A 12,456-nucleotide genomic window follows, 5' to 3' on the forward strand; every position below is an offset into this window, starting at 1 on the left:
AAAGGCCGCTTCATCGGGCGTCCATGATCACCTCCTAGGTCTGAAGAACGGTAGGCTAGAGGCCCTTATAGGTTCCAAGCCGCGCAAAGCCGCATATGTGTTGGTGCCAACGCCCTAGGACCGATCGACATTCAGGATTCCCAAGTGGTTTGATCGCTGATTCATAGAGTTCCGTGATTCGACACGGAGCAGATGATGGCGGCGAAGCGATATGAGCTGACCGAGGTGCAATGGGCGAGGATCTCGCCACTGCTGCCGGGGAAAGCTGGCGACCCGGGACGTACGGCTGCGGATAATCGTCTGTTCATCAACGGATGTCTGTGGGTTTTGCGGTCGGGGGCACACTGGAGCGATCTGCCAGAGCGGTACGGCAAGTGGAAAACGGTGCACCAGCGCTTCAGTCGCTGGTGCCATGCTGGCGTCTGGGAGCGCGTATTCGCTGCTCTGACCGCCGATCGCGACAACCATTACCTGATGATCGACAGCACCATCATTCGCGCCCACCAGCAGGCGGCGAGCGGAAAAGGGGGGCCAAAGATCAGGCGCTGGGGCGTTCCCGAGGCGGACTGACTACCAAGATCCACATGCTGGCCGATGCCCTCGGCCGTCCGCTCCGCTTTATCGTCACGGCTGGGCAGGTCAATGACATCACCCAGGCGCCTGCCCTGCTGAATGGCCAGAGCGGCGATGCCGTGCTCGCCGACAAAGCCTATGACAGCAACGCCCTGCGTGCGATCATCGCGGAAATCGGCGCAACGGCGGTGATCCCGTCAAACCGCACCCGCAGGATCATCATTCCGCACGACGCCGACGCCTACAAACAGCGCAACCGTATCGAGCGCTGCTTCTGCCAACTCAAACACTTCCGACGCTTGGCAACCCGTTACGACAGGCGAGCCGCCAACTTTACCGGCTTCATCCATCTCGCTGCCGCAATAATCTGGATGCAATGAATGTCGATCGGTCCTAGGCTGCTGCCCTGACAAATAGCCGAACGTTCCGCTGGAACGAAATCAGGGCGGGTCGCGACCACACCCCTTCGGAAAGCGAAGGGCAATCCCTTCGTCCCGCTAATCTTTCTCAGCCCCTGCGCTTGCGTCGGCCAATCTGGGGCATTCCCCGTGCTCGGATCGGCGTTAGGCGGATCGTATGGGGGCGGAGGCGTGCGGCCCGACATTGGGCGCGTTGTGGCGGGCGGCGTTCGACTAGACGTCGGACTGATCGACGTTGCCAAAACTGAGCCAGCCATGGTCTTCCAGCGCGATGGCACGACCGTCACGGCACGGAAAATCCCGCATGGAAACATGCCGACGCTGGCCTATCGCGTGCAGACCGGAAACGTGTCGATCGTGTTCAGCTCCGACCAAAACGGGACCGATCCGGGTTTCGTAGAGTTTGCAAGGGGCGCTGACCTGCTCATCATGCATCTGGCAATCGCGCCCGGCGCCAACGTTCCCTTGCACGCGACACCCGCTGTCGTCGGACGCGTAGCTCAGGAGGCTGCGCCAAGGCAGCTCATCGTAAGTCATTTCGGCCTGTTCGAACTCGATGCGGCCATTGCAGATTTGCGTACGTCCTACAAAGGCCCGCTCATCGTCGGAACGGATATGCTCTGCACGCCGGTGCTGTGAGCATTCCGTCTCTCGGTTGGCTGATGTCCGGTTGTGGCCGATATTGTTCTCTAATTCCGGGTCTGGCTGTCAAGCTCTCCACGATCATCCTTGCCGGGCCCACTGTTCTCTCCGCGGTAGGGGTGAACCCTCCGCATGATGGCGTAAGGGGACGCTGGCGGTTCAATGTTGCAATCGCGGTCGTCCTTTCGGACGCTCGCACAAAATCGGTCGAACTCACCATCGCCATCGTCCCGGCAGGGACGTCTTTTCCTGCCGTTTGGCAGGAACTTCTTAGTCTCGTTCGCTAGGCAGCAATTTCCTTCTTCGACCAGTTGAACTCGGTTCCATCGATCCACATGCGATGCAGAATGACCGCGAGCTTACGCGCGACTGCAAACCTTGGCCTTGCGGAGCCCGTTGCGCTTGGCGAGCCTCGTCCCCCAAGCCTTCACGGTGGACCATTTCGGGACGCGCGTTAGCAGAACCCCGGCGGCTTCGAATAGATAACTGCGCAGCATGGCATTACCACACTTCGAGATGCGACCACTCCAGTCAACTTCACCTGAAGCGTGGCGCCTGCTCGTTAACCCGACATAGGCACCTACACTTCTCGATCGCGCGAACCGTGCCGGATCGTCAATTGTTGCCTTGAATGCAAGCGCGGTGATCGGGCCGACCCCAGGTACGGTCATGAACCGCTGGACCTGCGCATCACCGCGAGCCAACTTCATAACCTTGCGGTCGAGCTCGCTGACCTGCTGCTCGACGGTGTTGCGCGCTTCGAGCAGGGGCCTGACCGCAGCCACCAAATCGGGACGATCCTCGATCAACTCCTCGGCTCGTGCGGCGAAGACATTGAACGTGGCGCGGCCGATGACAAGACCGAGGTTCTTGAGAAGGCCACGGACATGGTTCTCAAGATCGCGCTTGATCTTGACCAGCAGCGCCCGGCTTGCCAGCAGCGCTCTGACCGAATGGCTGTCGATATCCTTGACGTGCACCTCTTTGAACCAACCGGTCTGCATGATGCGGGCGATCCCGATGGCATCGTTGCGGTCGTTCTTGTTGATCTGCATTTTGAGCACCGCTTTGGCATGGCGCGCGTCGATGCAGATCACCGGCAGACCAAATCGCTTGAGCTCGGTCCATAGCCACGTGGACGTCGGTCCGGTCTCGAGGCCAATGCGTACCGCGCCCGGCGCCTTTGACCTCACGTAAACTGAGATCGCCTCGGGATCTGAATCGACGACGCCCTCACGCACGACCGATCCCGTCTGGTCCACCACGCAGATCGATGTTTGCTTCAACGACACGTCCAGTCCGACATAGTATTCCATTGCCGCTCTCCATCGTTGGGAGGCCACATGAGGCTGGCCTCATACGTTCCTGGAGAAGCTGATTCCCTTGCCTTTGTCTGGCTCGATCCCGGAATTACCCCATGTTGCAAAAGTCGAAAATCGAACGACCCGGAAAATCTCGCGAAAGCTGATCTTTGGACTTCCCTGCTGCTGCGTCGCTCTTCAACGCCGCTACCGAGACCCGTGAACGATTCGGGATGAAACGATATGGTCCCTCACTTCGCCGGGCGCAAAACGCATCAGCGGCTCTTAGAATTTTCGTTCGCCTTCCCAAAAAGACTTTTGCAACATGGGGTAATTCCGGGATCGAGCCAGACAAAGGCAAAGGAATCAGCTCTCCAGGAACGTATGAGGCCAGCCTCATGTGGCCTCCCAACGATGGAGAGCGACAATGGAGTACTATGTCGGACTGGACGTGTCGTTGAAGCAAACATCGATCTGCGTGGTGGACCAGACGGGATCGGTCGTGCGTGAGGGCGTCGTCGATTCAGATCCTGAGGCGATCTCAGTTTACGTGAGGTCAAAGGCGCCGGGCGCGGTACGCATTGGCCTCGAGACCGGACCGACGTCCACGTGGCTATGGACCGAGCTTAAGCGATTTGGTCTGCCGGTGATCTGCATCGACGCGCGCCATGCCAAGGCCGTGCTCAAAATGCAGATCAACAAGAACGACCGCAACGATGCCATCGGGATCGCCCGCATCATGCAGACCGGTTGGTTCAAAGAGGTGCACGTCAAGGATATCGACAGCCATTCGGTCAGAGCGCTGCTGGCGAGCCGGGCGCTGCTGGTCAAGATCAAGCGCGATCTTGAGAACCATGTCCGTGGCCTTCTCAAGAACCTCGGTCTGGTCATCGGCCGCGCCACGTTCAATGTCTTCGCCGCACGAGCCGAGGAGTTGATCGAGGGTCGTCCCGATTTGGTGGCTGCAGTCAGGCCGCTGCTCGAAGCGCGCAACGCCGTCGAGCAGCAGGTCAGCGAGCTCGACCGCAAGGTTATGAAGTTGGCTCGCCGTGATGCGCAGGTCCAGCGGTTCATGACCGTACCTGGGGTCGGCCCGATCACCGCGCTTGCATTCAAGGCAACAATTGACGATCCGGCACGGTTCGCGCGATCGAGAAGTGTGGGTGCCTATGTCGGGTTAACGAGCAGACGCCACGCTTCAGGCGAGATTGATTGGAGTGGTCGCATCTCGAAGTGTGGTGATGCCATGCTGCGCAGTTATCTATTCGAAGCCGCCGGGGTTCTGCTAACGCGCGTCCCGAAATGGTCCACCGTGAAAGCTTGGGGGATGAGGCTCGCCAAGCGCAACGGGCTCCGCAAGGCCAAGGTTGCAGTCGCGCGTAAGCTCGCGGTCATTCTGCACCGCATGTGGATCGACGGAACCGAGTTCAACTGGTCGAAAAAGGAAATTGCTGCCTAGCGAACGAGAATACCGAGTTCCTGCCAAACGGCGGGAAAAGACGTCCCTGCCGGGACGATGGCGATGGTGAGTTCGACCGATTTTGTGCGAGCGTCCGAAAGGACGACCGCGATTGCAACATTGAACCGCCAACGTCACCTTACGCCATCATGCGGAGGGTTCACCCCTACCGCGAAGAGAACAGTGGGCCCGGCAAGGATGATCGTGGAGAGCTTGACAGCCAGACCCGGAATTAGAGAACAATATCGGCACTTTTCGGACCTGACAGGCCGGACTGACGAAGTCCGTTTATGGGGGCAATGCAGACCTCGCCGACGCGGGCATCGACTTCCGAAAATGACCGCGCGAGTGACTTGGGTCGGCGAAGGTCGGGCGGGAGCGGCTCGTGGCAAAGCGCGTAAGACCGGGCTGGAAAATCGACAGTCCGAAGCGCATACTGGTCGGGATGGCGACAATTGTGCAATGCAATTGCGGCGCCGAGTACAGACGCACTGAAGAGAAGTTCTTGGTACCGCATACGGGTGACGCGGTCTGCACGGTCTGCGGAGCTGCTCTAGAATCGTGGCTGGAAAGCAACCACGTTCCGAAATACGAACTTATTGAACGCCCGGTGAGAGAGCCCGAATGACACTATAGCCAGTGCGCCGGCCAGCCGCACCATTACGATTAACCGGAAGGTGCTCCACTGGCCCCCAGGGGCAGATACCCTCTCGGGCATTCACTGGTGCGGGGATACGAGCATGACCCTCATATGGCTTGGTGTGATCCTTGTTTTCGGCGGCGTGCTTCAGATGGCGTTTCAGCCAATCTGGCGAAGCCGATTAAGTGGTCGAACGCGGCTTCGCTCGCGACCCAGCGACACGCTGGAACCTGAAAGACCGGCCGGCGGCTTTGGGATTAAAACGAATTGGCCTGGACTTGCGCTGGTCGCGCTTGGCGCCGCCATGTTGCTGGCCGGGTCTGCCATCTGAGTTCAAGACTGACTTCGTTAACGCTCTCGGGGCGCGTTGTGCGGCATCTCGGGCACGGGCTTTCGGTTTTCTTGTAAAGCCGTGTGCCGCGATGTAACTTTGAGTTCCAAGGCGGCGAATTGCCCCCGCGTTATCGGCTGCGCGTGGTGACACCGGCAGCCAGGTCGGCACAAGGCAACGCTTGCCAATTGGCAAAATAGTCGCTGCGGTTTGCGCGACCATATCCCTTGTCTGCTATGGAGACAGTCGGATGCGCAGTTTCATTCTCGTGCTCGGAGCCGGAATCTTCACAATCGTCCCTGGGTATGCCCAGGATGCGGCTTCCGGCGAGAAGATTTTCGTCCAGTGCAAGGCGTGCCACCAGATCGGGGAGAACGCAAAGAACGCAGTTGGCCCGTTGCTCAACGGGCTCTTCGGGCGAAAGGCCGGGACGATTGAAGGCTACAGCTATTCATCCGCGAATAAGAATTCCGGAATCACCTGGGATGAAGCAACCTTCCGGGAATACATCAAGGATCCGAAAGCCAAGGTACCTGGCACCAAAATGACTTTTCCGGGCTTGAAAGATCCAAAGCAGATTGACGACATCGTCGCCTACCTCAAGCAGTTCGATGCGACGGGAAAAAAGGCGGGGATTGTCCCTGCCCGAAGCAAGCTCGCAAAGGTCCAGTAGCCGGCGCAGCCGGTGAAGCCGGCCTGCACGTTTCGGAGACTGAATAGTGTTCATAGGTACAACGGCGGCGATCACGAAGAGCAGCGCGGTTGTCCGTTGATGTGAAGGTTTGCGGATGCCGGCCCCATGATGGTGGCGCGGCGCACGCTGGGGCCGGCGTACGCAACCTCCAAGGGAGGAAACCGCGGGAGGTGTGGGGAGGCTTCGCGTCAGACGCTATGGGGATTTCGGCGCAGGCGGTCTGTTTCCGAGGTGCGTTGACCGGCTGCTTGGGAAGCGGTCGATGGGGTGGCGAGCTTGGTCGGCCGATCGCGATGGGCAGAACTGGCGCGGCGCATCGGGGGCGAAGCGCTCGCTGCATATAAGCACGGGCGCACTCGCGGTCGACAATGTGGTGGCGAGCGTCGCCGCAGTACGCGGTCTCCCCATGACCGCCGTTCGCGTCATCATGGATCCGGTCAACCGCGAGCTCCCTGCGGCGGCCTTGGCTGCGGTGCGCGAACGGGACGATCGATCTCGCCGCACTGATCCACGCGATCATGAGAGAGCCCCGCGAATTACCGATGCTGCTTCGGACCGCTGTAGATGCATTGGTCGGCTTCGCTGCGCTGGTTCGCTGCCGAAATTGCTTGGCCCTGGCTTAGCGCTGCCTTCTTTGCAAGCATTTGGGCCAGAGTCCAGTTCGAGCATCGGGCCTCCGGCTTACGGTTTGCCACCCGGAGCGCTCATAAAGCGCAACAGCGTGCTTAAGGCCGCCGCCTCCTTGATCCCGCTGCTTTGGATCAAAAATCAGCGCGCCGCGTTGAGTCATCTAATAACCCCGTCGAGGTCCAAATGATTATAGACCACACCTTTGTGCGACGCCGGGAGACGACGCCGGCTGAGCGAGAAGCCCGCAAGGCGTTCAGAAAGGTCATGACCAGAAATGCCATGACTGATTACGAAAAGGCGCAGAAATCCTTCCACGACAACCGCGAGCGTCTGAAGGCAGAGCGGCTAGCCCGAGAGGCGGAAGCGAGGGCTCGATCATCTTCCGATTGATGATTAATCGCCGACCATATGCGATTTATGATCATCCATCGCTGCGGAGTACTGTGGAGATCTCGGTAACAGGGAGTGTTGTGCTCCTGCCTTTTAAGGCCCGGGCTACAGGTCCATATCATCCCATCTGATGGCACCTGCGATAGGACCAGGGGGCGCAATGCTGGCTTATGCGCTTATGAAGAAGTTTTTCTTTGACCCAGCCGGGGGAGCTTCCGGCCCATGACGTCCTGGGACATCAATGCCGGTCGTCCAGGGAAGCGAAGGATCACGCTCAGTACACCATCCATCGGATTGGTATGTCGCCTGCGGTGTCGCGATTATCCTCGCTTGGCTTGGATATACAGCATCGCGAGGTTGATCCGGCTTGAGCGAGCAACACTACGTCTGAAAAGCAGTGGCTGACCGGCTTCGGTCGCAACCTGCGCTTGAGGCAGAGGTGTTTGTGTTGAGGCCGTTAAACAAACGGGGCTTAGGAAATGCAGCAATGTCTCCTCATGGCCCCATTTGAGACATGCCGACGCACGGTAACGATGTCTGTTTATGGGGGTAGATCGGAGTGCGCCGGGAGACCGGCAAGGAGTAGATGGTGCAAGTCCATCACGATGAAGGAGTAGCGAACCGCATCGACCCCGAGTCATGCGCAGGTGCCCGGGAGGGCATCGGCGAAGCGTTGACAGGGGAGCGCATAGGCCAGCCATTGAGCCGCGAAAGTACCCTCTTCTCGGGAGCCGACGTCGTTCCGTTGACGGAAGGCAACACGGCTGGGCGCGATAACGCGAGCGCCCAGACGCCCCGGCGTGGTCTGAGACACTGGCATGTGCGCACGCTCTTTGTTCGGGAACCGGGAGATCTCATGGTCGGCCAGCACTTGTATGCGTGCTGCACTGGCCCGCGTCGGGAAGGCGAGGAGCCGTAGCCGATGATGTACGATCATGAGAAGTCTGACCCCGCCATAGTAGCTGTGAAGCCAACGAACAAAGCCGGGCAACCAGCTGCGGAGTTGGTGGAGCCAAGGGCGGGGGCCAAGGGGAATGTGTGTCAGCAAAGCACGGGCCGGGCACAGTACCGGGGAACCGTGTCACAGGCGCTGAAGCGCATACGGCAAGCCGCAAGGCAAAGGAAGAAGGAGAAGTTCACCGCGCTCTTCCATCACGTCAGTATTGACCATCTCACAGAGGCATTCTTTGAACTCAAGGAGACTGCTGCAGCTGGAGTGGATGGGCTGACATGTCGGGATTACGAGCAGCACCTTGAGCGCAATCTTGAGGATCTACATGCTCGCATCCATCGAGGAGCGTATCGGGCACTACCGTCTCGGCGGGTTTACATACCCAAACCGGATGGTCGGCAACGCCCGATCGCGGTCGCCGCCCTTGAGGACAAGATCGTCCAGAGGGCTACGGCTGCGGTGCTAAGCGCGATCTACGAGGAAGATTTCCTCGGGTTCTCGTATGGATTCCGTCCCGGACGCGGCACGCACGATGCGATGGATGCGCTCGTGGTCGGGATCACCAGCACAAAGGTGAACTGGATACTGGACGCTGACATCCGCTCGTTCTTCGACACGGTGAGCCAGAAGTGGCTCATCAGGTTTGTAGAACATCGCGTCGGCGACCGACGTATCATCCGCCTGATCCAGAAATGGCTCAAGGCAGGCGTCCTGGAAGACGGAATCGTGACAGTCAGTGACAAGGGGACCGGGCAGGGGTCGGTGATCTCACCGCTTCTGGCCAATCTCTACTTGCACTACGTCCTCGATCTCTGGGCTGAGCGCTGGCGACGGCGCGAGGCTGCGGGCAATATGATCATCGTGCGCTACGCCGACGACCTCATTGTTGGCTTTGAACACGAGACCGACGCCCGTCGCTTCCTCGACGAGATGCGTAATCGGTTACAGGAGTTTGCACTGTCGCTTCATTCGGAGAAGACCCGGTTGATCGAGTTTGGACGCTTCGCGGCGGAAAGCCGCAAGCGGCGCGGGCTTGGCAAACCGGAGACCTTCACCTTCCTGGGCTTCACTTTTATCTGCAGCAAAACTCGCCGGGGCAAGTTCCAAATCAAACGGAAGTCTCGGCGGGATCGAATGCGGGCAAAGCTGCAAGCCATCAAACAGGAACTGCGACGAAGCATGCATCAGCCGATTCCCAAGCAGGGAAGATGGTTGCAGCAGGTCGTCACCGGCTACTTCAACTACCACGCGGTGCCGACCAACAGTTCGTCACTGTCCGCGTTCCTATCCCACGTTACCAATCTCTGGCGGCGAACGCTCAAGTGGCGGAGCCAAAAAGATGGGATGACCTGGGAGCGGATCAAGCGGTTGGCCGAACACTGGCTCCCGAAACCGCGAATCCTTCATCCGTGGCCAGAGAGACGCTTCGCCGTCAGACACCCGAGGTGGGAGCCGTGTGCCCGAATTGGGCTCGCACGGATCTGTGCGGGGGGCGCGAGGTAACTCGCGTCCCTACCGCGAAAGTCATCGGTACGGGCCAAACCGACGCGAATGACCTCGAACGGACATTGGCTCGGCAGTAGGCCAGATCTAATATGGCAAGTGCCAATTACAGAAAACTTGTCGGTCGGATCAGCGTGATTTAGGCTCTCTGGCATCGAGGGCCCATTATGGATTATCAAGCGGGCGTTGCCGCGTCCCGAACTTCGAAGTGTGGTGCGCTCGTTCGAGGAGAGGCGCGCGGACCTCGGAAGCGCCGTGCTGACCTGGCCCGTGGCGGCGCGCCCTCATCAGATCCTGAATATTCACCTGGCTGAGTTATATCGGGTTCGCATCGACGGTGGCCCGGCAAACACTACGCCGGAAGTTAGTGTGGTCGGACCGCAGACCTATCGTCGGGCCCACGTCTATTTGTCAGGCTCGATTCATGTTTTCAACATTCTGTTTCAACCGACCGGCTTGAACCGTTTGGTCGGAATCAATATGACGTCGCTGGTCAATCAGGACCCCGCAGCCTCGGATGTTCTCGGCAAATCTGCCGTCACCCTCGGCGACGCTGTACGCGCGGCACCGAACTTCCGTGAGCGCATATCCGCCGTCGAACGTTGGGCAGGGATGATTCTGGATAAACGCGAGCCCGACGGGGCGATTGGCCACGCATCGCGTCTGCTGATAGCCGCGCGGGGCCGGGCGCAGATCGAGGGCCTCGTTGGAAAGTCCGGCCTCAGCACGAGCCAGTTTCAGCGTCGGTTTGCGACACAGGTGGGCTTGACGCCAAAACTGTTCGCACGGACGATCCGGTTCGACAGAGCGCTGCTCGCCCGTCGCAACGCCCCGAACCGGCCCTGGACCGACATCATCCACGAACTCGGCTACTTCGATCAGGCCCATTTCATCCGCGAATGCCGCGCTTTCGCGGGCTTGCCGCCAACCAGCCTCGTCGGCGACTGGCACAACATTTTTTTCCCGGCGGATGACTAAAATATACAAGCGCTTTCGCTGACTTTTCCGCATGGTCTGCCTGAATCGGAGACCACGGGGCAATGAGAATGACGCGGCGCAAATTCGGCATCAGCACAGCCGGCATCGCGGTCGCCGTGGCCGCCGGGCCGAAAACCGGAGCAATGGGCATGTCTATGAATCTGGAACGCTTCAAGGCGATCATCGAGCGAAGGTGACCTGAGCGTCGCGGACGAAGTTTGCGCCGAGAAGCTGATCGAACACGAATATCTGTCAGAAACCGATATCCCCGGCCCGCAAATACTGAAGGCGCAGATCGAGGATGCGCGGCGCAGTATCAAGGAGCTGAAGCTCACGATAGAGGCGTTCCTGGAAACCGGCGATACGGTTTGGGCGCGCAGCAAGGCAACCGGCGTCGATCCGCGCTCGGGCAACCCCGTGACCATCGATGTCATGGACATCTGTCGATTTGCCGATGGAAAACTCGTTGAACACTGGGGGGTGCCAGACCGGTTTGCGCTTCTTCACCAGATTGGAGCGCTGCCGCCTCCGCCCAAACGAGCGTGACCGGGCATGTCTGGGTTTGGTACTTTTGAGACATGCCTAGGTGACCTGACCCGCGCTGCCAGGGAGATCGAGGATCACAAAAGTAGACCCCGACCTCGGTGGCCAATGTCAGGCGTTGATGGTCCGCGAGTTCCTTGCCTCTGTCCCAGGTCAGCGACCGGTAGAGTTCGCTGGGCAATCGCTGCGATTGCTTGATCAGCGCCGAGACAACGCTTTCGGTATCCTTGTTCGCAACCTTGACCAGCATCACGTAGCGCGAATGGCGCTCGACAAGCGTTGCGATATAACTATTCCCCGATCCACCGATCAGGTCGCCCTCCCAATGGCCTGGCACCGCACGATCTTCAACCGACGGCGGTCGCTCGCTGATGGATACGGCATTCTTGATCTGGCCGAGCCCGTTTCGTTTCATGCTGGCGTGCCTGGATCGGCGGACCGTGCGCCTCGCCCTCAGGTGCTCAAGAAGCTCCTTTTTCAGCACGCCGCGCGCCTGAATGAACAGGCTGCGATAGATCGTCTCGTGTGACACCTGCTTTTCAGGTTCCCCCGGATATGTGCGCTTGAGCCAGCCGGCAATTTGCTCCGGTGACCATTGCCGCTGCAGCAAGGTTGATACTGTCCGCCTCAAGAACGGACGGCAAGCCAGCTTGCAAAGCTTCGGGCGCCGCGCCCGATCCCACCCGGCCTGATCGGACCTCGCAGCCCGATAGCGATCCGCCCCGCCATTGCGCTGGACTTCACGGCTGAAGGTTGATGGCGATCGTCCCAAGTGGCGCGCGATCGACCGCAACGAGTAGCGCATGCTGAGCCATCGAGAGATCTCCTCTCGTTCAGAAAGGCTGAGCACCTGTTTGGCACGGTGCCGATCCGCAGGACGAATGCCGCCGGTCGGCGAGATCACTGAGAAGACCGACGAGGACTCCCGGCAAATCGGCGTCCGATCGAACTCATCGGCTCGCCGGCCTGCCAGCGATCCCAGATCTCGGATCGCTGGGCCGCCGAGTAGTAAATGCGACGTCGCTGTTTCATGTCCACACTCCATCTTTGCTAAAAGATTAGAGTGTTGCGCTGACCAATTGAGCCCGCCACCCAAAGCGGACACAGGGGTTGGCTACCGTGAGTATCTGATGGTGTTCGCCGGTCGGACGCGGCCCGTCCGTTCGAGTCTAATCGGCAGGCGTCTGGAGATGGGAGCTCAGCTGGATTTTCACTTCTGTACCGTTCGCAAAGGAGATGATTATTTTGCGTCCCATCTCTTTCGCCAGCATCTCTGCGAGAGCAATAACAGCTTTCTCATCCTGCACATCTGCAGAGGGCTTCGCTTCATCGCTTTGACTGGCCATATGCGCCGTCCCCACAGTTTTTGGGCGGGAGCACCGTTGGTCTCTCAGTCACCGA

9 protein-coding genes and 3 pseudogenes are annotated in these 12,456 nt (G+C 59.4%); 9 read left to right on the forward strand and 3 right to left on the reverse strand.

Features of this window, described 5'->3' with window-relative positions; translation table 11 throughout:
• Window positions 1-195 precede the first annotated feature (195 nt).
• A pseudogene (locus ACVWVY_RS13290) lies at window positions 196-953 on the forward strand (IS5 family transposase).
• A 210-nt stretch (window positions 954-1,163) separates the two neighbouring features.
• Entirely contained in the window at window positions 1,164-1,631 is a 468-nt protein-coding gene (locus tag ACVWVY_RS13295) for an MBL fold metallo-hydrolase (protein WP_456626782.1), read from the forward strand.
• 286 nt (window positions 1,632-1,917) lie between these two features.
• On the opposite strand, the pseudogene ACVWVY_RS13300 reads toward ACVWVY_RS13295, so the two are convergent.
• Window positions 1,918-2,950 (reverse strand): annotated as a pseudogene (locus ACVWVY_RS13300) (IS110 family RNA-guided transposase).
• 412 nt (window positions 2,951-3,362) lie between these two features.
• Here ACVWVY_RS13300 and ACVWVY_RS13305 point away from each other — a divergent pair.
• The 7 genes from ACVWVY_RS13305 to ACVWVY_RS13335 all read left to right on the forward strand — a co-directional run bounded on the left by ACVWVY_RS13305 (window position 3,363) and on the right by ACVWVY_RS13335 (window position 11,058).
• Window positions 3,363-4,394, forward strand: coding sequence for an IS110 family RNA-guided transposase (locus ACVWVY_RS13305; protein WP_456624775.1), 1,032 nt, complete (start codon window positions 3,363-3,365; stop codon window positions 4,392-4,394).
• Between the two features lie 740 nt (window positions 4,395-5,134).
• Window positions 5,135-5,365 carry a hypothetical protein gene (locus ACVWVY_RS13310; protein WP_456626783.1) on the forward strand — a complete coding sequence of 77 codons (231 nt, stop codon included), beginning with the start codon at window positions 5,135-5,137 and terminating at the stop codon, window positions 5,363-5,365.
• A gap of 250 nt (window positions 5,366-5,615) precedes the next feature.
• A complete protein-coding gene (locus tag ACVWVY_RS13315) occupies window positions 5,616-6,038 on the forward strand; it encodes a c-type cytochrome (RefSeq protein WP_456626784.1) in 423 nt (140 codons plus the stop codon).
• Between the two features lie 1,963 nt (window positions 6,039-8,001).
• Window positions 8,002-9,534 carry a group II intron reverse transcriptase/maturase gene (ltrA, locus tag ACVWVY_RS13320; protein ID WP_456626785.1) on the forward strand — a complete coding sequence of 511 codons (1,533 nt, stop codon included), beginning with the start codon at window positions 8,002-8,004 and terminating at the stop codon, window positions 9,532-9,534.
• A 186-nt stretch (window positions 9,535-9,720) separates the two neighbouring features.
• Window positions 9,721-10,512: a helix-turn-helix domain-containing protein gene (locus ACVWVY_RS13325; protein ID WP_456626786.1), complete on the forward strand. Its 792-nt coding sequence runs from the start codon at window positions 9,721-9,723 to the stop codon at window positions 10,510-10,512.
• 68 nt (window positions 10,513-10,580) lie between these two features.
• Window positions 10,581-10,709, forward strand: a complete 129-nt coding sequence (locus ACVWVY_RS13330) for a hypothetical protein (protein ID WP_456626787.1) — start codon at window positions 10,581-10,583, stop codon at window positions 10,707-10,709.
• A gap of 37 nt (window positions 10,710-10,746) precedes the next feature.
• Complete coding sequence (locus ACVWVY_RS13335; RefSeq protein ID WP_456632196.1) at window positions 10,747-11,058, forward strand: ester cyclase; 312 nt, start codon at window positions 10,747-10,749, stop codon at window positions 11,056-11,058.
• Window positions 11,059-11,104: 46 nt separating this feature from the next.
• On the opposite strand, the pseudogene ACVWVY_RS13340 reads toward ACVWVY_RS13335, so the two are convergent.
• Both ACVWVY_RS13340 and ACVWVY_RS13345 read right to left on the reverse strand, forming a co-directional pair.
• Window positions 11,105-12,087 (reverse strand): annotated as a pseudogene (locus tag ACVWVY_RS13340) (IS30 family transposase); the annotation flags it as partial.
• A gap of 137 nt (window positions 12,088-12,224) precedes the next feature.
• Window positions 12,225-12,401 carry a hypothetical protein gene (locus ACVWVY_RS13345; protein WP_456626788.1) on the reverse strand — a complete coding sequence of 59 codons (177 nt, stop codon included), beginning with the start codon at window positions 12,399-12,401 and terminating at the stop codon, window positions 12,225-12,227.
• Between the last annotated feature and the right edge of the window lie 55 nt (window positions 12,402-12,456).

It is taken from the genome of Bradyrhizobium sp. URHC0002 (genome assembly GCF_054059515.1).

Bases quoted from the DNA above. Each gene is read 5' to 3' on its own strand.
- ACVWVY_RS13305 (WP_456624775.1), top strand. From the start codon at position 3,363: ATGGAGTACTATGTCGGACTGGACGTGTCGTTGAAGCAAACATCGATC.
- ACVWVY_RS13310 (WP_456626783.1), top strand. From the start codon at position 5,135: ATGACCCTCATATGGCTTGGTGTGATCCTTGTTTTCGGCGGCGTGCTT.
- ACVWVY_RS13315 (WP_456626784.1), top strand. From the start codon at position 5,616: ATGCGCAGTTTCATTCTCGTGCTCGGAGCCGGAATCTTCACAATCGTC.
- ltrA (WP_456626785.1), top strand. From the start codon at position 8,002: ATGATGTACGATCATGAGAAGTCTGACCCCGCCATAGTAGCTGTGAAG.
- ACVWVY_RS13330 (WP_456626787.1), top strand. From the start codon at position 10,581: ATGACGCGGCGCAAATTCGGCATCAGCACAGCCGGCATCGCGGTCGCC.
- ACVWVY_RS13345 (WP_456626788.1), bottom strand. From the start codon at position 12,401: ATGGCCAGTCAAAGCGATGAAGCGAAGCCCTCTGCAGATGTGCAGGAT.